Source organism: Micromonospora sp. NPDC050397 (genome assembly GCF_044901685.1).
In the GTDB taxonomy this organism is placed as follows: Bacteria; Actinomycetota; Actinomycetes; order Mycobacteriales; family Micromonosporaceae; genus Micromonospora_G.
Map to the genome: position 1 here is coordinate 512,745 of NZ_JBJDPS010000003.1, position 20,371 is coordinate 533,115.

The 20,371-nt window shown below is 71.7% G+C and carries 16 protein-coding genes; 2 read left to right on the plus strand and 14 right to left on the minus strand.

Going from position 1 to position 20,371, the window contains the following annotated elements; genetic code table 11:
• Positions 1-33: 33 nt before the first annotated feature.
• From ACI2K4_RS13350 to ACI2K4_RS13360, 3 genes are all read right to left on the minus strand, one after another.
• The gene (locus ACI2K4_RS13350) at positions 34-3,852 is read right to left on the minus strand and encodes a S8 family serine peptidase (RefSeq protein ID WP_404510896.1); all 3,819 of its coding nucleotides are present in this window, start codon (positions 3,850-3,852) and stop codon (positions 34-36) included.
• 156 nt (positions 3,853-4,008) lie between these two features.
• Positions 4,009-5,403 (minus strand): hypothetical protein, encoded by a 1,395-nt coding sequence (locus ACI2K4_RS13355; protein WP_404510898.1) that lies wholly within the window; start codon positions 5,401-5,403, stop codon positions 4,009-4,011.
• The gene (locus tag ACI2K4_RS13360) at positions 5,403-6,008 is read right to left on the minus strand and encodes a hypothetical protein (protein WP_404510900.1); all 606 of its coding nucleotides are present in this window, start codon (positions 6,006-6,008) and stop codon (positions 5,403-5,405) included. Before ACI2K4_RS13360 ends, ACI2K4_RS13355 begins: the two co-directional genes overlap by 1 nt.
• Before the next feature lie 159 nt (positions 6,009-6,167).
• Between ACI2K4_RS13360 and ACI2K4_RS13365 the strand changes: the two genes are divergently transcribed.
• Positions 6,168-6,866, plus strand: coding sequence for an HAD family hydrolase (locus tag ACI2K4_RS13365; protein ID WP_404511808.1), 699 nt, complete (start codon positions 6,168-6,170; stop codon positions 6,864-6,866).
• 56 nt (positions 6,867-6,922) lie between these two features.
• Here the strand turns inward: ACI2K4_RS13365 and ACI2K4_RS13370 are convergent, their stop codons facing one another.
• The 8 genes from ACI2K4_RS13370 to ACI2K4_RS13405 form a co-directional block, all read right to left on the minus strand.
• Complete coding sequence (locus ACI2K4_RS13370) at positions 6,923-8,056, minus strand: glycerophosphodiester phosphodiesterase (RefSeq protein WP_404510902.1); 1,134 nt, start codon at positions 8,054-8,056, stop codon at positions 6,923-6,925.
• Positions 8,057-8,178: 122 nt separating this feature from the next.
• Entirely contained in the window at positions 8,179-9,810 is a 1,632-nt protein-coding gene (locus ACI2K4_RS13375) for a fused MFS/spermidine synthase (RefSeq protein WP_404510904.1), read from the minus strand.
• A gap of 36 nt (positions 9,811-9,846) precedes the next feature.
• The gene (locus ACI2K4_RS13380; RefSeq protein ID WP_404510906.1) at positions 9,847-10,911 is read right to left on the minus strand and encodes a coiled-coil domain-containing protein; all 1,065 of its coding nucleotides are present in this window, start codon (positions 10,909-10,911) and stop codon (positions 9,847-9,849) included.
• 205 nt (positions 10,912-11,116) lie between these two features.
• Entirely contained in the window at positions 11,117-11,932 is an 816-nt protein-coding gene (locus ACI2K4_RS13385) for an inositol monophosphatase family protein (protein ID WP_404510908.1), read from the minus strand.
• Positions 11,933-11,936: 4 nt separating this feature from the next.
• The gene (locus tag ACI2K4_RS13390; RefSeq protein WP_404510910.1) at positions 11,937-12,389 is read right to left on the minus strand and encodes a response regulator; all 453 of its coding nucleotides are present in this window, start codon (positions 12,387-12,389) and stop codon (positions 11,937-11,939) included.
• On the minus strand, positions 12,386-14,158 hold the full coding sequence (locus ACI2K4_RS13395; protein ID WP_404510912.1) for an ATP-binding protein: 1,773 nt from the start codon (positions 14,156-14,158) through the stop codon (positions 12,386-12,388). The genes ACI2K4_RS13390 and ACI2K4_RS13395 overlap by 4 nt, the downstream gene beginning before the upstream one ends.
• Positions 14,158-15,366 (minus strand): PP2C family protein-serine/threonine phosphatase, encoded by a 1,209-nt coding sequence (locus tag ACI2K4_RS13400; protein WP_404511810.1) that lies wholly within the window; start codon positions 15,364-15,366, stop codon positions 14,158-14,160. The genes ACI2K4_RS13395 and ACI2K4_RS13400 overlap by 1 nt, the downstream gene beginning before the upstream one ends.
• A 166-nt stretch (positions 15,367-15,532) precedes the next feature.
• Positions 15,533-15,892, minus strand: a complete 360-nt coding sequence (locus ACI2K4_RS13405) for a hypothetical protein (protein WP_404510914.1) — start codon at positions 15,890-15,892, stop codon at positions 15,533-15,535.
• 225 nt (positions 15,893-16,117) lie between these two features.
• Here ACI2K4_RS13405 and ACI2K4_RS13410 point away from each other — a divergent pair, with 225 nt between their 5' ends.
• Entirely contained in the window at positions 16,118-18,670 is a 2,553-nt protein-coding gene (locus tag ACI2K4_RS13410; RefSeq protein ID WP_404510916.1) for a M28 family peptidase, read from the plus strand.
• 70 nt (positions 18,671-18,740) lie between these two features.
• Here the strand turns inward: ACI2K4_RS13410 and ACI2K4_RS13415 are convergent, their stop codons facing one another.
• The 3 genes from ACI2K4_RS13415 to ACI2K4_RS13425 form a co-directional block, all read right to left on the minus strand.
• Positions 18,741-18,995, minus strand: a complete 255-nt coding sequence (locus tag ACI2K4_RS13415; RefSeq protein WP_121158332.1) for a Smr/MutS family protein — start codon at positions 18,993-18,995, stop codon at positions 18,741-18,743.
• 66 nt (positions 18,996-19,061) lie between these two features.
• Positions 19,062-19,430: a tetratricopeptide repeat protein gene (locus ACI2K4_RS13420; protein ID WP_404510918.1), complete on the minus strand. Its 369-nt coding sequence runs from the start codon at positions 19,428-19,430 to the stop codon at positions 19,062-19,064.
• A gap of 96 nt (positions 19,431-19,526) precedes the next feature.
• A complete protein-coding gene (locus ACI2K4_RS13425) occupies positions 19,527-20,279 on the minus strand; it encodes an ROK family protein (protein ID WP_404510920.1) in 753 nt (250 codons plus the stop codon).
• Between the last annotated feature and the right edge of the window lie 92 nt (positions 20,280-20,371).

Genomic DNA, 20,371 nt, shown 5'->3' on the forward strand with positions numbered 1-20,371 from the left:
TTAACGCTATGCGTTAATAAGGGGCCCTTCCTTTCACCGCAGGCCGAAGGCGCGGGTGATGGTTTGGGTTACCGAGTTGCCGGTGGTGTCGCGGGCGGTGGCGCGGATGGAGACGAAGCGGGCGCCCTTCGGGGCCCGTAGGTTCGCCTTCCACTGGCCGTCCTTGGCCCGGTCCAGGGACTGACGCTGCCAGTGGGCGCCGTCGTCGTACGAGATGTCCAGCCCGACCGAGTCGATCCGGCCACAGTCGGTGGCGTCCGGCAGGTGCGCGGCGGCCAGGGTCAGTTCGGTTTTTGCCTTCGTGGTCCCGGCGGCGTCGGTGTCAACCTTGTAGTCGAGCTGGAGCAGCGGGAGTACCGCGTTCCCCTCGCCGGTGGGAGCCTTCGAGCGGAAGGTCCAGTCGGTCTCGGTACGGGTCGAGTACGGCCCGGCCGTCGGGTCCTGGCTGGTCTTCACGTTCAGCCGGTACGGCAGTGTCTTCGCACTCGGCGCGGTCCCGGTGACCCGGGTGCCGGTGCCCTGCCCGAGCTGGGTGCCGCCCTGGTAGAGCGTGTTGGTCTGGGCCGAGGCGTTCAGCACCATGCCCACGTGGTCGTCCCCGCCGGCGCCGGGGATGTCCAGGTTGAAGGTCTGGCCGTTACGGAACGGCGGCCGGAAGTTGTTGTTCAGGTACGGGCGCTCGATCGGGGTGAAGAACCGCTCGTGGCCCAAACTGCCCGGCTGGTAACTGATCCGCTCGTCGATCTGGTAGGTGCCGCCCTCGACGTACGCCTCCTGTCCCCACTTGTACAGCTCACCCGTGGAGACCCAGTCGGTGCGTACGGGTGCCAGCGGGCGGTTGCTGGTGAGCCCGATGCCCCAGTCGTTGTAGGACGGCCAGTCGAACCGGAACTCGCCACCCCGGGTGGCACCGGCCGGCAGGTTGAAGTTGACGTCGATCCGGGCCAGGGTCCGCTCGGTCTCCCGCCGGGTCAACTCGCGCGGAATCGTGTTGTGGTGCGTCTGGACCAGGTCGTAGAGGTAGTCGGCGGCCGGTTGGGAGGTCACGGTGAGCTTCGTCGGGCCGCGCCTGATCTGGTCGACCAGGGCCAGGCCCGCGTCCTTCGAGAGCAGTGCCACCTCGATCGGCGTGGGGGTGAAGAAGTCGACGCCGTAGTTGCGGACGTCCCGCCACGGCTGGTCGCTCACCACCAGCAGCAGTTTTGCCCCGGCCGAGGTCGCGGCGGCGGCCTGCGCCCGGTCGGTGACGTCGTCGTTGCGCCGTACCACGGCGATTTTGCCCCGGGCGTCGACCTTGGCGTAGTCGGCGGCGGCGCCGTTGCCGGCGTAGACCGCCGTCAGGTCCCACCTGCCCTTCGGCAACTGGGTGGTGCCCTGCTGGCGGACCAGGTCGTCGAAGTCGTCCCTGCTGCTCGCGACGCTCAGCACCGGCTGCTCCTTCCGCCAGCGGGCGCTGAGGTAGAAGTCGCCGTGGGTGACCTTGTCGCTGCTGGGCACGGCCCAGAAGCTGTCGTAGTAGACGCCCGCGTCGACAAACGAACGCCAGAGTCCGCCGCCCATGGTGCGGTGGTAGTCGAGTCGGGCGTACGTGTCGCCGGTCGAGCGGGGCACCGTCGACTGCACCTGACGGACCTTGGACGCGTCCAGCGCGACCGTGGTGTCCCGACGCAGGTCGATGTCGGGGTCGCCGATCAGGGCCAGGCCGAGCGAGTTCGTCCCGTGGCTGCCCGGGACGTCGACGAAGGACATCGCCGAGTAGACGTCCTCGGGGAGGAGCATGCTGGTCTCACCGTCGACCCAGACGAAGTCCGGTCCGAAGCTGCCCGACCGCATGAGTTCCACGAAGCCGCCGAGAGGCTGTCCGTCGCGGCCGGTCAGACGCAGGGTCAGCCGGTGGTAGGGGGTGACGGTGCCGACCCCGATCGCGGTCCGGGCCAGGACGGTGCCGGCACCGCTCGCCACGACCTGGCCGGTGTACCGGGCGCCGGGGCTGGCCCGGCTCGGGTCCACGGTCAGGGTGACGGTCGCGGTGCCGTTGCCCGGCACGGTGACCCGGTTCGTGGAGAGGGCGAACAGCCCGGTCGGCGCGCTCGCGGCGTCCAGCGCCAGGTCGAGCGTGATCGGCTGGCCGGTGGTGTTGGTGTAGGTCACCGGACGTGACACCGGGCCGGCGGCCATGCTGGTCGCACGGTTCGCGGTCGCGGGCCTTGGGTCGAGGGCGACCCCGGTGTACGCGGTGCCGGTGGCCACGATCGGCGCCCGTACGGCGGCGGCGACGTCCAGCCGACCGGTGCCGCCCTGGTAGGCGTCGTACCGTGGGGTGGCCTTGGTCGTGCTGACCAGCGCGTCCTTGAGTTGCTGGCCGGTCCACCCGGGGTGTTCGGCGGCGAGCAGCGCGGCGGCGCCGGCCACGTGCGGGGTGGCCATCGAGGTGCCGTCCATGGTCTGGTAGTAACCCTCGTCCCCGGCCGCGTAGCGGGAGTGCGCCGCGAGGATGGCGACGCCGGGTGCGGTCAGTTCGGGCTTGAGCGCCTCGTCCGCGAGTCGCGGCCCCTGGCTGGAGAAGTAGGCGAGTTCGTCGTTGCCGTCCACCGCGCCGACGGTCAGGGCCGCGTCGGCGGCGCCGGGCGCGCTGACGGTGGAGGGGGCGCCGAAGTTGCCGGCGGCGACCACGAAGAGCGCGCCGGTCTCGGCGCTGAGCGAGTTGACGGCCTGGCTGATCGGGTCCGAGCCGTCGCTGGGCTGGTCCGAGCCGAGGCTCATGTTGACGATGGCGGCGTCGGCGTCGCGGGCGGCCCACTCCATGCCGGCGAGCACCCACGAGTCGAGCCCGTAGCCCTGGTCGCTGAGCACCTTGCCGACGGCGAGTTGGGCGCCGGGGGCGACCCCCTTCTCCCGGCCGCCGGAGGCGGCGCCGGTGCCGGCGATGGTGGAGGCGACGTGGGTGCCGTGTCCTCTCCGGTCGACAATCTCCTCGTCCGGTACGAAGACGGCCGACTCGGCGATCCGGTCGGTCAGGTCCGGGTGGCTGGCGTCGATCCCGGTGTCCAGCACGGCCACGCGTACGCCCTCGCCGGTGTCGCCGCCGGCCCAGACCTCGGGTGCGCCGATCTGCGCGGTGCTCTCGGCCAGGTCGGGGAAGACCCGACCGTCGAGCCAGATCTTCTCGATTCCGGCGCCGAAGCTCGGCGTACCGTTCTTGCCGATCCCGGCGCCGAAGCTCGGCGTACCGTCCTGGGTGGACTTCGAGCGGGTCGAGGGGTCGGACGAGCTCGACGTGACGGCGGCCCAGAAGTCGGCGGCCCGTCCCCGTTCGGTGCTGACCGCCGCGCCCTGGATGCTGGTGAGCGCCCGGCTCCGGACGGCACCGGGTGGTGTGGCGGCGCCCCGCAGCCCCTGCCCGGCATCGGTGTACTCGACGATCAGCGGCAACGTGGCGGTGTGCGCGTCGTCGTACCCGTCGGCGACCAGCGAGGTGATGTCGAACAGCCGCCGGTCGAGTGTCTTCGCGGCGACGAACGGCAGCACCGCCTCGGGGTACACGTAGAGGCTGTCGCCGGACTCGACGATCCGCGCCCGCGAGGGAGTGCCGTCCGGGCGCCGTACCTGGACGGTGCCGCCGGCCCCGGTGCCGTTCTGCCTGGTGGTGACCACGTCACCGGTGATCAGGGTGACCGTGTGGGTTCCGGGCGGCGTGCTGACCGGGCTCGCGCCGGCCGGCGCACCGGTAGCCGAACCCGTACCGGGGTCGGGGGACGAGCGGGCGGCCGCCGTGGCGGGCGTGGCTCCGGTCACGGCCAGGAGGGTGGAGATCAGGGCGGCGAGCCTGATCCCGCGCGGGCGCAATGCCATGGATAAACTCCCAAGTGTCGATCAACTTGCGGCAGTCGAGGACGTTACGCGCACTTGATCAATTGGGGTAGATCAACTTTCCGGAATGTCGACACGGCACGGCCGAGCGGCTGGGCGGCGGCAGGGCGGCGGGACGGCGGCTGGGCGGACCGAACGTCAGCGGGCGCCGTCGATCGGGTTCGTGCCCCGGCTGACCCGCATCCGGCTGCGCCGACCGGGACGTACGCCCCACGCCATGTCCCCGCAGAGCACCACTCCGAGCAGCACCCACCATCCGCTCGTCTCGCCGTGCAACCAGCTCACCCCGGCGAGCGCCGTGATCGGCGCGACCGCCAGCAGGGTCAACCCGCTGAGCAGGCGCTGCCACCTCGGGCGGACGTGGTAGAGATCCTCCCGGGGCGGGCGCATCGGATGCTCGCGTACGGAATGCACCACCGCGCCGACAAAGCTCAGCCGCTCGGTCCGGATCGCCCCCGGCACCGACTCGGCCCACTCTGTCAGCTCCGCCGCGCTCCGACCGACCGTCTCCACCGGTACGTCCAACAGGCGCCCCAACTCGGTGAGCGCCTCGCCCGGCGGCAGGTCGGTCCGGCGCAACAGCCCGACCACGGTCAACGCCCGCTCCGGTACGCCGAACACCTCGGCCAGTTGCCGACCGGCCCGGGCCGTCGCCTCGGCGGTGGCCGGCGCACCACCGCCCCACTCGTGTGCCCCGGCGATCCGGTTGCGTCTGGTCAGCACAAAACCCGCGGTCCGCTCCGACCACCAGTAGGCCAGCGTCGGCCACCGCCGGTCGGCCAGCACCTGGGCGGCGACCGGCAGGTTCGCCCGGGGACCCCGGCCGTCCCAGAGCTGCACGCAGCGCAGTGGGTCGACCGGCACCGTCCAGGCCGACTGCCGGGTCAGCGGCGCCTCGGCTGCGGCGACCACCGCCGGGGCGTACACCAGGACCACGCCGACCTCCGGTCGGGCCGGCGGCGCACCGACCACGGTGTCGGGTCCGGGCCCGGCCGGGGTCAGCAGTTCCAACGGCAGCCCCAGGCAACGGCAGGCGTCGGCGATCCTGGCCGGGCCGTCGTAGCCGGTCGAAACGCTGGTCAACGCGCGGAGCAGGAGTGGCGCCCCGTCGGGCAGCCCGAAGACGGCGACGGCCGACGCCGCGTCGGCCTCGGTGGCATCGGCACCGATCGGGCCGACCACCGAACCGTCCGGCCCGTACGCGACCAGCCAGAGCCCGTCCTCGTCGAACCCCAGCCGGCAGGCGGGAACCCGGGCGGCGACACCAAGCCCGCGCAAGCCGCTCCCGGTGTCGGTATCGGTGGCGGTGCTGTCGATAGCGGTGCTGACAGTAGCGATGCTCTCGATGCGGGTCCAGCCGTCGGTCTCGCCCGCGACGGCCGGGACGCGGTCGGTGAGCAGAACCAGGCGGTGCACGGTGGCCCGGATCGCGTCGATCGGACCGATCGGGCCGGTGACCCCGGCCGCCCCGAATCCCGCGACCGGGTCGCCGGTCGGCCGGACCACCACCGGCTCCTGCCTCGGCCCGGCCATCAGTAGGACTGGGCCATCAGCCGGCCGAGCACGCCCCGGGTGGTCACGTCGAACCGTTCGGCCTCGTGGAGTCCCGGATCGTCGCCGACGAGCAGGGAACGCCCGACCGCGACGTCCGGCAGCCCGAACACCCGGCACACCTGGCGCAGCAGGTCGGCGACGAGCGGCCGGGGACGGCCCGGCACCGGGTCGTTACGGATCAGCGCCAGGTCGGTCCCGTGTTCCGGCTGGCCGTACGCGGCGGCTATCTCCTCGCAGTACGTGTCCCACGCCTTCCGGTCGGTAAGATACTCGGCCGGGTCCTCCGAGGGTTGCCAGTCCGCCGCCCATTGCAGGCTCCACGGACCACCGGTCGGCGCCAGCAGCATCGCCTCTGCCAGCGCCTCGTTCGCCAGCAGCATCCAGGCCGGCTCGCCGGTCCGCCGGACCAGCGCGGCGGCGGGTCCGGCCAGGCGTCGACTGCTGGACCTCATTCCTCTCGGCGGGTCGAAGAGCACGATCGTGCCGAGCGGGTCGGGTGCCACGAACCCGCCGACCCTGCCCGCGCCCACCGCCTCGCGTACCCGCGCCAACGGCGCCTTGGTCACGACCGCGTACGTCCCCACGGCGGTTCTCCCGTCATCGGTCCTGGCTGCGGAAGCTACCCGAGCGTCGTCGATCGGTCTATGGCCCGACGGCGTAGTAATTGCTCGCTCCCGCCGGACCGCCCCGATAGGGTCGCCCCGGGACGAGAACGGGGAGAGATCGTGGAACAGCTCGGGACGATGAGTGACCGGCGTGACGGACAAGTGTTGATCTTCGATGCGGACGACACGCTCTGGGAGAACAACGCGTTGTTCGAGCGGGTGATCGACGATTTTCTCGAATGGGTGGCGCACCCGACGCTGGACCATGGCGAGATCCGCCTGATCCTCAACGACATCGAGCGGGCGAACGTGGTCACCCACGGGTACGGCAGCGCGATCTTCCTACGCAGCCTGGCCGACTGCCTCTCCCGGCTCCGTGAGCGACCGGCCACCGAGGCGGAGCGGCAGCGGATCGAGGAGTTGGCGGTGGCGCTGGTGCAACGGCGGGTGGAACTCGTGCCCGGGGTGGCCGACACCCTCGCCGAACTCGGCCGGCGGCACCGGTTGCTGCTGCTCACCAAGGGCGACACCGAGGAGCAGCAGCGCAAGATCGACGCGTCCGGGTTGGGACACCACTTCGGCAGCACGCACATCGTGCCGGAGAAGGACGTCGCGGTCTACCGGCACCTGGCGACCGAGCAGGGGTTGGACCTGTCCATCACCTGGATGATCGGCAACTCCCCGAAGTCCGACATCCTGCCCGCCCGATCGGCGGGAATGAACGCGGTCTACATCCCGGACCCGTACCCGTGGGCGTTGGAGCGGGCCGAGATCGACCCGGCGGACAAGCTCGTGCTGACCCTGTCGACCTTCCCCGAACTCCTCCTCCACTTCTGAGTAAGGAAGGGCCCCTTATTAACGCATAGCGTTAATAAGGGGCCCTTCCTTACGCGTCAGCGCTGGGCGGCGCGGGCGGCTACGGCGGTGTCGGGGTGGTCGCTGAAGACGCCGTCGAGGCCGAGGCTGAAGAAGAGCTCGTACTCGGCGGTGATGTCGCCGCGCGCGTTCGGGTCGGCGCCGATCCGGAAGTCGGTCGGGAGGAACTGGTTCTCGGCCCGGAAGGTCCAGGCGTGCACGTCCAGGCCGACCCGGTGGGCGTCACGTACGACGTTGGTCGGGGCGAGCAGCTTGCCGCTGGCGTCCCGGGGAACGAGCAGGTTCTTGGTGGCGCCGATCCCGTCCGCGTACGTGCTGATCCACTTCAGGTTCTCCGGCTTGACCAGATCCTGGTAGGTACGGGCGTCACCGGCGACGGTGAAGTCGTACGGGCGTCCGGTGGCGTCGAGGAGCTGAGCCAGCCGTACGTCGGTCATCTTGCTCAGCTTGCGCAGGTTCGCGGTCTCGAAGGACTGGATGAACACCGCGTCCTTGCGGCTGGTCAGGCCGTTGCGCTTGAGCACCTGGACCAGCGGCTCCTCCAGGGCGAGCCCGATCGACTGGAAGTAGGTCGGGTGCTTGGTCTCCGGGTAGATGCCGATCGTCCGGTCCAGCCGCCGGCTCTCCGACTTGGCCAGGTCGATGACCTCCTGGAGGGTGGGAATCTCCAGGGTGCCGTCGAAGGCGGTGTTGGTCGGGCGGACCTGCGGCAGCCGCTCCTTGGCCCGCAGCGTCTTCAGCTCGGCCAGGGTGAAGTCCTCGGTGAACCAGCCGGTCACCGCCACCCCGTCGATGGTCTTGGTGACCCGGCGGCCGGCGAACTCCGGGTGGTCGGCCACGTTGGTGGTGCCGGAGATCTCGTTCTCGTGCCGGGCGACCAGCACCCGGTCCTTGGTCGAGACCAGGTCGGGCTCGATGAAGTCGACGCCCATCCGGATCGCCAACCGGTACGACTCCAGGGTGTGTTCGGGCCGGTAGCCGCTCGCGCCACGGTGTGCGATGACCAGCGGCTTCGACGCCGCGCGGGACTTCTCCGCGTGCCGCTCGTCCGGCCCGTCGCTGTCGCGTGCGGCGAACGACGAGGTCGGGATCGCCACCACCGCCGTCAGCAGGACGCCGGCCAGGCCGAGGATGGAAAGGGTACGTCGCACCGGGGGTCTCCTGACATGTTCGGGATGGACCCCGATCCAAACGCCGACGGACGACGGTCAGGCGGTCAGTGGTTGACCGAAAGATGAACAACTGTCCGGCGCGGTGCCGCCGGTCCAGGCTCTCAGGCGGTGGCGAGAAGCTGGTCGACCGGTGCGTACTCGTCGGTGAGCACCATCGCGTCGTCGACGAACTCGTCCAGGTCCGCCCCGTCGAGCACCAGGACCGGCTCCACACTCTCGCCCAGTCGGTAACGCAGGGTGTCGAGCGGCAGGGGTGTGTCGGCCGCGACGATGAGGAAGTTGGCGCCCCGGGCACCGCTGATCGCGGCCGGCGGCGCGACCAGCGCGACGTGCTCGAACTCGGCCCGTACGGTGGCCACCTCGGCGCGGATGAACCGCAGCGGCGGATAGTCGATCACGTTCTGCACGTAGAGGCCGCCGGGGCGGACCACCCGCCTGATGTCGGCCGCCATCTCCCGGGTGGCCAGGTGCCAGGGGACCACGAGGTGGCCGAAGGCGTCCCCGACCACCAGGTCGGCGCTGTTGTCGGGCAGGTCGCCGACGAGCATCCGGGCGTCGCCGACCACCGGGCGCAGCCCCGGGCCGGGCGTGATGCCCAGCTCGCGGCGGCCCAGCTCGACCAGCCCGCCGTCGATCTCGAACACGGTGTTCACCGTGCCGGGCCGGGTGGCGCTCAGGTACGTCGGAACGGTGAAGCCGCCGCCGCCGAGGTGCACCGCGTCCAGCCGCTGACCGGCCGGGGCCATCACGTCGGCGACCGCGCCGATCCACTGGGTGTAGGCGAACTCCAGGTGGGTCGGGTCGGAGAGGTCGACGTACGAGTGCCAGGCCGAGTTGAGCACCAGCAGCCGGCCGTCCGGGTTCTGCGCGTCGGCCTCCACCCGGGCGCAGTGGTACGCGGTCTCCACGTCGCACGGATTCGGCACGATCGTGGCGAGTCCCGCCGCGAGCAGCCCGAGGACCGCCACCGCCGCCTTGATGCCGGGTCGGCCGGGCACCGAGGTCCGCTCCTGCCGCCACAGGTAGTAACCGAGCCAGAGGCCGGTCAGCCCGAGCAGCAACGCCAGCCCGATCATGATGACCGTGCTCGGCAGGGCGGCGACCAGCACGAAGCCGGTGCCGAGGGTGGCGGTGATGCCGCCGAGGGTGCCGATGCTGGACAGTCGCCCGACCACCTGCCCGGTCCGGCGCAAGTCGCTGAGCTGCAACTTCACCACCAGCGGGGTGACCGCGGCAAGCAGGGCGGCCGGCAGGAAGACCGCCAGCGCGGTGAGCAGCAGGATGCCGGCGGTGGCCCCGCCGCGCAGCACCTCACCGGCGTACCGGACCACCGGCAGGGTGATCGCGGTGGTGATGCCGGCGAGGACCAGGGCCGGGGCGAGCAGCGTACGCGGGTCGCGGCGGTCGGCCAGCCAACCGCCGAGCCAGGCACCGTACGCGATGGCGCCGAGCGCCACCCCGATCACCGAGCTGGTCACCTGGAGGGTGACCCCGAGGTACGGGCCGACCAGGCGCAGGGACACGGTCTCAAGTACGAGCACCGCGCCACTGGCGACGAAGACCAGGGTCGCGGCGAGCCCGTTGGGCAGTGCGCGCCGTTCCGGCTCGGTAACGGTCGTCCGCGTCACGGGCTCGCGCGTCACGGGCTCGCGCGTCACGGGCTCGCTCGTCGTCAGATCGCTCGTCACGGGCCCGCTCGTCGTACCCGGGCCGTTCGTGGGTGAAGTGTCCATCGCTGGGATGGTACGCAGACCGAGGCCGCCCGCGCGTCAAACCATCGAGAGATGAACATGGTTCGTGTGGTCGCCGGCCGGACTGCCGCCGCCGTTGTACGACCGCCAACCGGTGCCGGGCATCCAGATCTGGCGATACCAGATCACGTAGAGCACACCGAGGGAGCCGGCGTTCTTGACGTAGTACGCGGCAAGATTGTTGCCGTACGTCCGGTCGCCGCCGACGGCGTCGGCGTCCTCGAACCCGTTGGTCGCCGAGGAGAAGTCACAGGCGCGTCCCTTGGGGTGCTCCCCGCCGCCGCTGGGTCGGTGGCAGGAGACGTGCCGCTTGAAGCCGGCGGCCTGGGCCTGCTTCATCGCGTGCAGGGTGCGCGGGGTGATGCAACCGCCGGTGGTCGGGTCGTCGACGTTGCACGACTCCTTGGGCCACGATCCGTCCGAGTTCTTCGGCGCCGGCTTGGCCGAGGCCGAGTTGGCGCTGACAAAGCCCCCGGCGGACTGGCCACCGACCGCGGCGAGCGCCCGTTCGGCGTCCTGCTTGCGCTTGGCGATCACGGCGAGCTGCTTCTGCTGCTCACGTACCTCGTTGTCGATCGCGGCCTTGGCCCGGGTGGCCTCCTCGCGCGCCTCGGCGAGGGCCCGGAGCTGCTTGTCGTCACGCTGGGCCATCACCTCCAGGCCGGCGGCGCGGTCCAGGAACGCCTCCGGCGAGGCGCTGTTGAGCAGGGTGGCGACGGCGCTGAGCCGGCCGTGCCGGTAGGACTGGACGGCCACCTCCGCGACGACGGCGTTCAGCTCGGTCAGCCGGGTCTCGACCTTGGTCAGCTCGGCGGTGAGCTCACCCTGGCGCTTGACCGAGTTGTCGAGTTTCGCCTTCGCCTCGATGTGTCCCTTCGAGACGGCCTCGAAGGTGTCCCGCAGGGCCTTGCTGCCGCCCTCGTCACCGGGGCCGCTGGGGGCGAACGCGAGGGCGCCGGGACCGAGGGCGCGGGGGCCGGGAGCCGCCTCGGCCGGGGTCCCGGTGGCGACCACCACGGCGGCGAGCAGTGCCGCGAGCGTTCCCGACGCGCGGCGCCGGATACTGGCCGTCCTGCGAGGCACGAAAGCCGTTCCTTCCGTCGGGCCGCCTACCCCCCGTTACTGGTAGCTCCTCGGCGGCGGCCACCGCCGGCGCCGGATGCGGCGCCTCCGGGCGGGAGACCGGGGGTCACACTACCGGACCAGGCTGGCGCTGTCGGCCCTGCGCCCCTACCACAGTGGACCGGATCGCGTGAACGAAATGTGACATCACTCTCCGTGTCGCGGGTTAACGCGAAGCGTCCCCGACGATGCCGGGCAGGAGGGTGTCCCGGACCCGGTGCCAGGTGTGTTCGTCGATCGCGACCAGCAGCCCGTCCCGGTCGTCGGCCGGGTGGTAGGGCGTTCCGTCGAGCCGCCGCGCCACCCCGCCCGCCTCGGTCAGGAGCAGCACCCCGGGGGCGTGGTCCCAGGGCAGGGTGCGCCAGAAGAGCGCGAACTGCTGGTGCCCGGCGAGGATGTCGGCGTACTCCCGGCCGGCACAGTGCTGGCCGGGAAGGACCCCGCCGAGCCGGTCGGCACCCGCCTCGACCGAGGCCCGCCAGGCCGGTGGCAGGAACCGCGTCATCACCGCGCCGCGCGGGGCGGTCGGCGAGGCGTCGACCGTGGGCCGCACGGCCACCCCGTCCCGGTACGTCCCCCGCCCGGCCTCGGTGGTCAGCAGCACGTCCGAGATCGGGTCGAGGATCCAACTCGCCCGGATCACCCCGCCGTCGAGCAGTGCCACCATCACCGCGAACGGCTCCCGGCCGGCGGCGAAGTTGCTGGTGCCGTCGAGCGGGTCGACCAGCCAGACCGGCGCCGTACCGTGCAGGAGGTCGAGCAGCGAGGGATCGTCGGCGACGCCCTCCTCGCCCACCACCACGGAACCGGGCAGCAGCGGTGGCAGTTCCTCGGCGAGGATCCGCTCGGCCCGCCGGTCGGCGACGGTGACCAACTCCCCCGGAGCCTTCTCGGTCACGTCGGCCCGGTTCAGGTGGCCGAAGAGCGGCAGGATGACCTCTGCCGCGGTGTTACGGATCAACGACCCCACTTCGTCGATCATCGCGTCACCCCCTCGGCGGGAGCTTCACCACGCTGACGAAGAACTCGTCGATCTGGCGTACGACCGTGATGAACCGCTCGAAGTCGACCGGCTTGGTCACGTACGCGTTCGCGTGCAACTGGTAGCTGCGCAGGATGTCCTCGTCCGCCTGGGAGGTGGTCAGCACCACCACCGGGATCCGGCAGAGCTGTTCGTCGTTCTTGATCTCGCGCAGCACCTCCCGCCCGTCCCGGCGGGGCAGGTTGAGGTCGAGCAGGATCAGGTCCGGCAGCGTGATGTCCGCGTACTGGCCCTCGCGGCGCAGGTAGGCCAGCGCCTCCGCGCCGTCCGACACGACGGTCAGCCGGTTGCGCAGCTTGTGTTCCTCGAACGCCTCCTGGGTCATGAGTACGTCCCCGGGGTCGTCCTCGACCAGGAGTACCTCGATCGGACTCTTGCCGTCCGGCGGTGCCGTCATGCCACGATCTCCTTCGTCCCACCGGTCTGCGGCCCGTCCGGCCCACCGGTCGTTGGGTCGTCCGACCCGATGGATTCCCTCTCGGCGTCGCGCCCCGTCCCGTCCACCCGCTCCGGCTCACGCCCGTCCGGCCCGGTCGGCTGCTCCGGCACGGCCGGCGTGGCGGCCAGTGCCGGCGGGTCCGGTTCGATGCCCACCGGCAGGGTGAACCGGATCCTGGTCCCCTCGGTGACGTCGAGATCGACCCAGATCCGTCCGCCGTGGTACTCGACGATCTTCTTCACGATCGCCAACCCGATGCCGGTCCCCGGGTACGCGTCCTTCGAGTGCAGCCGCTGGAAGATCACGAAGATCTTGTCGACGAACTCCGGCTCGATCCCGATGCCGTTGTCCTCGCAGGTGATCTCCCACTCGTCGCCGACCCGGCGGGCCGAGATCCGGATCCGGGGCGGCACCTCCGGCCGGCGGAACTTCAGCGAGTTGCTGACCAGGTTGACCAGCAGGTTGGTCAGCAACGCCTCCTCGCCCTGCACGGTCGGCAGCTCGGACCAGGTCAGCTCGCCGCTCGCGTACTCCCGGGCGGCCTCGGTCTGCTGGGCCACCTCGCCCATCACCTGGTTCAGGTCCACCTCGGCAAAACCGGTGGTGAGCCGCCCGATCCGGGAGAAGGCCAGCAGGTCGTTGATCAGCCGCTGCATCCGCTGGGCGCCGTCGACCGCGAACGCGATGTACTGGTCGGCGCGCTCGTCGAGCTGGCCGGCGTACCGGCGTTGCAGCAACTGGCAGAAGCTGGCCACCTTGCGCAGCGGCTCCTGGAGGTCGTGCGAGGCGACGTACGCGAACTGCTCCAGGTCGCGGTTGGAGCGGACCAGTTCCTCCGCCTGCTTCTGGAGCTGGCTGTTGACCCACTCGATCCGGGTCCGCGCCTCACGTACCTCGGCCAGGTCGGCGGCGATCCGCTGGCGCATCGCGTCCACGTCACCGGCGAGCTGGGCCAGCTCCGGCGGGCCGGACCGGATGATCTCGCGCTGGTACTCGCCCCCGGCGACCGCGCGCACCTGCTCGGCCAGGGTGGTCACCGGCCCGATCACCACCCGGTTCAGCGAGACCACCAGCGCCACCCCGGCGAGGATCACCACGGCCGCGGCGAGGATCAGCAGGAAGACCAGCGTGTTGCCGGTCTTCCTGGCCTTGCCGGCAACCTCGTTGCGCAGGTCCAGGACCAGGTCCTGCAACCGCTCGGTCGAGCCGCGCAACTCCTCGAACTGCCGCCGACCCTGGTCGGTGATGAGCGCCTGGCCGGCGCTCGGGCCACCACTGGCGGTGGCGTCGATCATCGGGATGGCCACGTCCGCCCGCCACTGGGCCGCCTGGTCGCGTACCAGGTGCAGTTGCCGGCGGATCGCCGGCTGGTCGTGCAGGAGCGTGTCCATCCGGGCGATCAGGACGCCCTCCTGCGCCAGCCCGTCGTTGTACGGCACCAGGTCCGCCCGGTCGCCGCTGACCGCGTAGCCGCGTACGGCGGTCTGCTGGTTCACCAGCGCGGTCGGCAGCGACTCCGCGTCGGTGCGCAGCGGCCCGGTCTTGGTCAGCAGCGTGTCCAGGTGGCTGCGGTTGTCGTTGGCGACCAGCGCCTCGCCGACCGCGAGCAGCCCGAGCACCGTGCCGACCACCACGCAGAGCGCGGTGACCCGGCGGCGCAGGCTCCAGCCGAACTGGCGCCGGGCCGTCGAGCCCGGCTCCCGGTCGATTTCCGGCTCACCATTCATCACCGACCACCACCCCGGCTCACCAGCAGCATCGCCACGTCGTCGGAGAGTGGCCCGCCGTTGAGTTCCTCGGCCCGGCTGACCAGCCAGCCGGGCAGTTCCGCCAGCGGTACGCCGCGTGCCCTCGGATCGCTCACCAACCCGCCGAGCCCCGGTACGTCCAGCCGGTCCGGCCCCTCGCCGACCCGCCCCTCGATCAACCCGTCGGTGTACAGCAGCAGAGACCAGTCCTCGCTGTCGAACGTCAGGTCGAACGCGACCGGGGGCCGGGGGCGCACGCCCAGCAGCAACCCGCCGGGGACCGGCACCGGAGCGACCCGGCCGCCGGAGAGCAACAGCGGCGGCGGGTGACCGGCGAGCCGGAAGGTGGCCCGGTTGGCGGCCAGGTCGAGCCGTACGGTGGCCACCGTCGCGAAGATCTCCCGCAGCCGGCGCTCGCTCATCAGCACCTGCTCCAGGGCGGGCAGCACCTCGTCGTCGGGGACCCGGGCGAGCACCAGGGCCCGCCAGGCGACCCGCAACTCGACGCCGAGCGCGGCCTCGTCCACGCCGTGCCCGCAGACGTCACCGACGATCAGGTCGACCCGGTCCGGGGTGGTCTGGACCACGTCGAAAAAGTCGCCGCCGATCAGCGCCGCGTGTCGACCGGGGCGGTAGAAGGTGTGCACCACCACCTGGTCGGTGTCCATCAGCGGCTGTGGCAGCAGACCCCGTTCCAGCCGGGCCGACTCCGCCTGGCGCAACTCGACCTCGCGGAGCCGGCGGGCGTTCTCGTCGGCCCGCTTGCGCTCGACCGCGTACCGCAGCGCGCGGGACAGCAGCACCCCGTCGACCTGTCCCTTGACCAGGTAGTCCTGGGCGCCCTCGGCGACCGCGTCGACGCCGAGCCGCTCGTCCTGCCGGCCGGTGAGTACGCAGACCGCCGCCCCGCTGGACATGGCGAGGACCTGGCGCAGCCCGTCCAGCCCCTCGGCGTCGGGCAGGCCGAGGTCGAGCAGTACGCAGTCGACCCCGCCGATCTGCTGCCGGGCCTGGTTGAGGCTGGTCGCCACCAGCAGCTCGATCGCCGACTGGGTCTCCGCGAGCAGTTCGCCGACGAGGAAGGCGTCGCCCTCGTCGTCCTCGACCAGCAGGACCCGCAGCCGCTCACCCACCGGGAGGTTGGGGTGACGGCTGAGCCCGCCGTGCGGGTAGGCCCGCTGCGGCACGACGGAGGAGCCGGTCACGCCGGCACTCCGTGGCGCCGGCCCCCGGCCCGGGATTGGGGCTTCTCGATGCTGATTTCCCGCTCCTTCGCGATCAACCTGCTGATCCTGTACCACCCAACGCTGCCACACAACACGGGGAACGCGGCGCCCCGCGCCGGTCGGCCGATCACCCGGAGTATCCGTCCGCCGCGCCGTCGGCCGAGGCGACGCGTACGGCCCGAGCGGCGATCACCTCGCCGAGCACGCCGTGCAGCCGGCCGCAGTCGAGACAGTGCAGGTTGTCGTCCAACCGCCGGCTCCCGCACTGCGCGCAGCGGCCCCGGTCGCCCGGGTCACGGTATCCGGCCAGCGCCCCGGCGAGCGCCCGGACCAGGTGCGGGGTGAGCACGAAGCGCTCGGTGGCACGGCGGTGCCGGACCTCGACCGAGGCGAGCGGGACAGCCGCCGGATCGGGGTCGTACGGCACCACCCGGTCGACGAACTCCCGCAGCACGTCGATCGGATCAGGGTCAGGGACCACGGTCATGCACCCACGCTATGCGACAACGGGGCCCGGCTGGCAGTCACCCACCGAGCCTCGGCAACGGGCAGGATAGGGCCACCGTACGCACCGGTAACCCAACTCACACCCGACCCGATCCCCTTCCTTCCCCGTACCCGGCGCCGGGCCCTCCGGATCCGGGCAACAAGCCGCAACAACCAGGAACCACCCCATTGACGCCAGGAAGACCCCATTCCCCCAGGAGAAACCGTGGGCGTATCCGTCGTGTCACCCCCCGAACCCGCATCACCCGTGCCGACCCGGTCCCCCCGCCGGAGTCTGGCGGCGCTGGCCGCACTGGTCACGCTGGTCGCGATCGGCACCGCCGCACTGCTCGACCTCCGTACCCCCGAGCCGGTCGCCGCCGACGCCCCGCCGGGGCAGTTCAGCGCCGGCCGCGCGGACGAGCACGTACGGGTGGTCGCCGCCGGTACGCACGTCGCCGGCAGCCCCGCCAACGAGCGGGTGCGCGCGTACCTGGAAACCACCCTGCGCGGCCTCGGCCTGGAGACCGAGGTGCAGGACACGGTCGCCGAGGAGGCCGGGCAGCTCAGCGGCGCGGCGGCCGGCGCCACCCTGGCCCGGGTACGCAACGTGGTGGCCCGGCTGCCCGGGACCGACCCGACCGGCCGGGTCTTCCTGGTCGCGCACTACGACTCGGTGCAGTCCGGGCCGGGCGGCAACGACGACGCGGTCGGCACCTCGGCCATCCTGGAGGTGGCCCGCGCGCTGAGCAGCGGTGAGCGCCCGCGCAACGACATCGTCTTCGTGCTCACCGACGCCGAGGAGGCGTGCCTCTGCGGCGCCTCCGCGTTCGCGTCCGGCCACCCGCTCGCGGCCGAGGGCGGCGTGGTGATCAACCTGGAGGCACGCGGCAGCACCGGCCCGGTGATCATGTTCGAGACCTCGCGGGACAACGCCGGCCTGGTCGACGTCTTCGGCCGGGCCGCACCGCACGCCATCGGCACCTCGTTCGCGGTCGAGGTCTACCGCCTGCTACCCAACGACACCGACTTCACCGCCTTCCTCGACCGGGGCTTCACCGGGCTCAACTCGGCCTACCTGGACGGCAGCGCGATCTACCACACCCCGCTCGACACCCCGGCCAACGTCGACCGGGGCAGCCTGCAACAGCACGGCGCCAACACGCTGGCGCTGGCCCGGGAGTTCGGCGCGACCGACCTGGCCGACCTGCGGGCGAGCGGGGACGCCACCTACTTCCCGGTGCCGGGCGCCCTGGTCCGCTATCCCGGCTGGCTGACCTGGCCGCTGGCGCTGCTCGCGGTTGTCGCCGTCGGGCTGCTCGGCTGGTCGACCCGGCGGCGGCGCGGGGTGTCGTGGTCACGGCTGGGTGCGGGGTTCGGCTTGGCCCTGCTGCCGATCGTGGTCGCACCGGTGCTGGCCCAACTGTTCTGGCTGGCGGTCACCACGATCCGCCCCGGTTACGCCGAACTGCTCGACCCGTACCGTCCACTGTGGTATCGACTGGCGGTGCTGGCGCTCGCCGCCACCGTACTGCTCGGCTGGTACGCGCTCCTGCGACGCCGGGTCGGGGCGCATGCCCTGGCCTTCGGTGGGCTCGGTTGGCTGGCCGTACTCGGGGTGCTGCTCGCCGTACTCACGCCCGGCGGCGCGTACCTGGCGACGCTGCCGGCACTGGCCGGCGCGGTCGGCTCCCTGGTCGCGCTCGCGCTCCGGCCGGGCGACCCGTGGAGCGTGGTCGCGACGACCGGCGGCGCGGCGGTCGGCGTACTCATCCTGCTGCCGACGGTGATGCTGCTCTTCCCCGCGCTGGGGATGGCGATGGGCGGGGTCGCGGCGCTCTTCGCCGTACTGCTCGGGCTCGGTGCGCTACCCGTGCTCGACCTGCTCCATCCCGCGCCACCCGCGCCCGATCCGCTCCCTCCCACACCACCCGCACCCGGCCCGCCGCATCCCGCGCCAGCCACGCTCGGCCTCCCCCATCCCCCGCCAGCCACGCTCGGCCTCCCCCATCCCGCGTCAGCCGCGCTCGGCCTCGCCCATCCCCCGCCCGACGCGCCACGACCGGGATCGGGCGGCACGGGTCGGGCGGGGCGCGCTACCGACGCGCTGCCGACCCTGGTGGCGGCGGCAGCGGCGCTGGCGCTCGCCGGGACCGGGTTGGTGGTCGACCGGTTCGACGCCACCCACCCGGTACCCACCCACCTGATGTACGCCCTCGACACCAGCTCCGGTACGGCACGCTGGCTCAGCCACGAGTCCGACCCGCGGCCGTGGACAGCCCGGTACGTCGACTCACCGACCTCGACCTGGGCCGACTTTCCCGGTCTCGGCGACGAGGAGATGCTCGCCGGTCCGGCGGCCACCGCCAGCCTGCCCGCGCCGGCCCTGACGGTGCTCGCCGACCAGACCAGCGGTGACCAGCGCACCCTTCGGCTACGGTTGACCCCGCAACGACAGGTACGCCTCGCCAGCCTGCACGTTGCCGCGTCGACGGCGAGGGTGTCGCAGGCGACGGTGGCCGGCCGGACCGTACCGGTGGACGTGGTCGACACCGGCGGGCCGTGGTCGTTCGGGCTGGTCTTCCACGCTCCTCCGGCCGACGGGATCGAGATCGAGCTGGTGCTTTCGCCCCGGGGCGGTCCGGTCTCGCTGCGCGCGATGGACGCCAGCGACGGCCTCTCCGCACTGCCCGGCTTCCAACCGCGTCCGGCCGGCGTCGGGGTGGTCGGCTCGCACAGCTCCGAGATGGTCGCGGTCGCCCACACCTACTCCTACTGAGCCGAGGTGTAAGGAAGGGCCCCTTGTTAACGCATAGCGTTAACAAGGGGCCCTTCCTTACACCGGTACGTTACTTCCAGCGGAAGTGGACAAAGACGCGGCCGAAGTTGTTCGAGTCCTTCTCCACCCGGTGGTAGATCTGCTTGATCTCCTTCTGGTCGAGAAAGCGCAGCACCCGCTTCTTGAGCTGACCCGACCCCTTGCCGGGGATGATCTCGACCAGGGTGGCCTTCTTCGCCACCGCCTCGTCGATGATCCCGCGCAGCGCACGGTCGATGTCGTGCCCACGGTTGAAGATGTCGTGCAGGTCGAGCTTGAGCTTCATCGCACGCCCCTCGTCACCGCATGCCACCTTTCCTGACCGGACCGCACCCATCGTAGGCAGCGCCAATCAGCGTGATCCGCCCACCTTGGTCTCGACCCGGCGCAGCGCGGTCTGGTAGTCGTCGTTGTCCGAGTGCATCGCCGCCGCGATGCGCAGGTGCCGCAACGCCTCCGGGGCCCGCCCGACCCGCTCCAGGGTCCGGCCGAGCACATGGTGCGCGTAGTGGTCGCTCGGGTCGCGGTCGACCAGCACCCGCAGTTGCTCCTCCGCCCGGCCGAGTTGCGCCGAGGCGAAGTACGCGCGGGCCAGCAGTTGCCGTACGGCGGTGTTGGAGGGCTCCGCCTCGACGATCGGCTCCAGCAACCGGGCCGCACCGGTCGGATCCCCGGTCTCGAAGAACATGGTCGCCCGCCGGTATTCCGCCAGAAGATCCACTTTCCCCACCCCTCCCGTCCGTACCGCGCTGGTCGTCACTGACGCTGACACAACATCGGGTGGAACGCGACTGTTCCCCCGACCGGAAGACACGGGTCAGTCCGGAGAAATCGCCCAAGCGCGGACACCGCCGAGGATGCCGGCCGTGTTCGGTACGACCACCACGTCGTCCCCCATCTTGGCGAGCTGTTCCGGACGGATCAGCCGCGAGTTGCCACCGCCGAGATAGAGCCTGTCCCAGTGGAAGACCGGGCGGAGGCCCTCGACGACCCCGCGTACCCGTCGGGACCAGAACCCATCCCCCAGCCGGCGCCGTTCGTGTTCGCCGATGTACGTGTCGTAGCTCATCCCCCAGCGCACCGGCGCCTGGGACAGTTCAAGGTGCGGCGCGAGCACGCCGCCGTCGAAGAGCGCGCAGCCCAGCCCGGTGCCGAGGGTGAGGACCAGTTCCGATCCGGTCCCCGCCACCACGCCGGCACCGTGCACCTCGGCGTCGTTGAGCACCAGCACCGGCAGCCCGAACGCGTCGCCGAGAGCGGCGCGGGCGTCGAAGCCGGACCACTCGGCGGTCAGCTCCGGGTCCGGCTTGGTCCGGGGACCCGCCCGGGTGACGTAGTGCGGCGTCGCCACCACCACACCGTGGCGCAACATGCCCGGCATGCCCACGGTCACCCGGTCCGCACCGGGCAGCCGCCCGCCGAGGTCCACCAGGGTCTTGACGAAGAGCGAGGGCGGCAACGGGTACGGGGTCGGCACCCGGATCGGCCGGGCCCGCATCGTCCCCGCCTCGTCCAGCACCGACGCCTTCAACCCACCGCCGCCGCAGTCGATCGCGAGAGTCGTCGCCATCGGCACAGTCTGCCCCGCCCTGGCCCCCACTCGCCGCCCACCCGGCCGGATATATCGGCGGCCGGCCGCCGGGGCGGCCAGCTACCATCGGC

Coding starts and splice junctions, on each gene's coding strand:
- ACI2K4_RS13350 (WP_404510896.1), bottom strand. CDS start 3,852: ATGGCATTGCGCCCGCGCGGGATCAGGCTCGCCGCCCTGATCTCCACC.
- ACI2K4_RS13365 (WP_404511808.1), top strand. CDS start 6,168: ATGAGTGACCGGCGTGACGGACAAGTGTTGATCTTCGATGCGGACGAC.
- ACI2K4_RS13390 (WP_404510910.1), bottom strand. CDS start 12,389: ATGACGGCACCGCCGGACGGCAAGAGTCCGATCGAGGTACTCCTGGTC.
- ACI2K4_RS13415 (WP_121158332.1), bottom strand. CDS start 18,995: ATGAAGCTCAAGCTCGACCTGCACGACATCTTCAACCGTGGGCACGAC.
- ACI2K4_RS13405 (WP_404510914.1), bottom strand. CDS start 15,892: ATGACCGTGGTCCCTGACCCTGATCCGATCGACGTGCTGCGGGAGTTC.
- ACI2K4_RS13395 (WP_404510912.1), bottom strand. CDS start 14,158: ATGAATGGTGAGCCGGAAATCGACCGGGAGCCGGGCTCGACGGCCCGG.
- ACI2K4_RS13355 (WP_404510898.1), bottom strand. CDS start 5,403: ATGGCCGGGCCGAGGCAGGAGCCGGTGGTGGTCCGGCCGACCGGCGAC.
- ACI2K4_RS13375 (WP_404510904.1), bottom strand. CDS start 9,810: ATGGACACTTCACCCACGAACGGCCCGGGTACGACGAGCGGGCCCGTG.
- ACI2K4_RS13425 (WP_404510920.1), bottom strand. CDS start 20,279: ATGGCGACGACTCTCGCGATCGACTGCGGCGGCGGTGGGTTGAAGGCG.
- ACI2K4_RS13385 (WP_404510908.1), bottom strand. CDS start 11,932: ATGATCGACGAAGTGGGGTCGTTGATCCGTAACACCGCGGCAGAGGTC.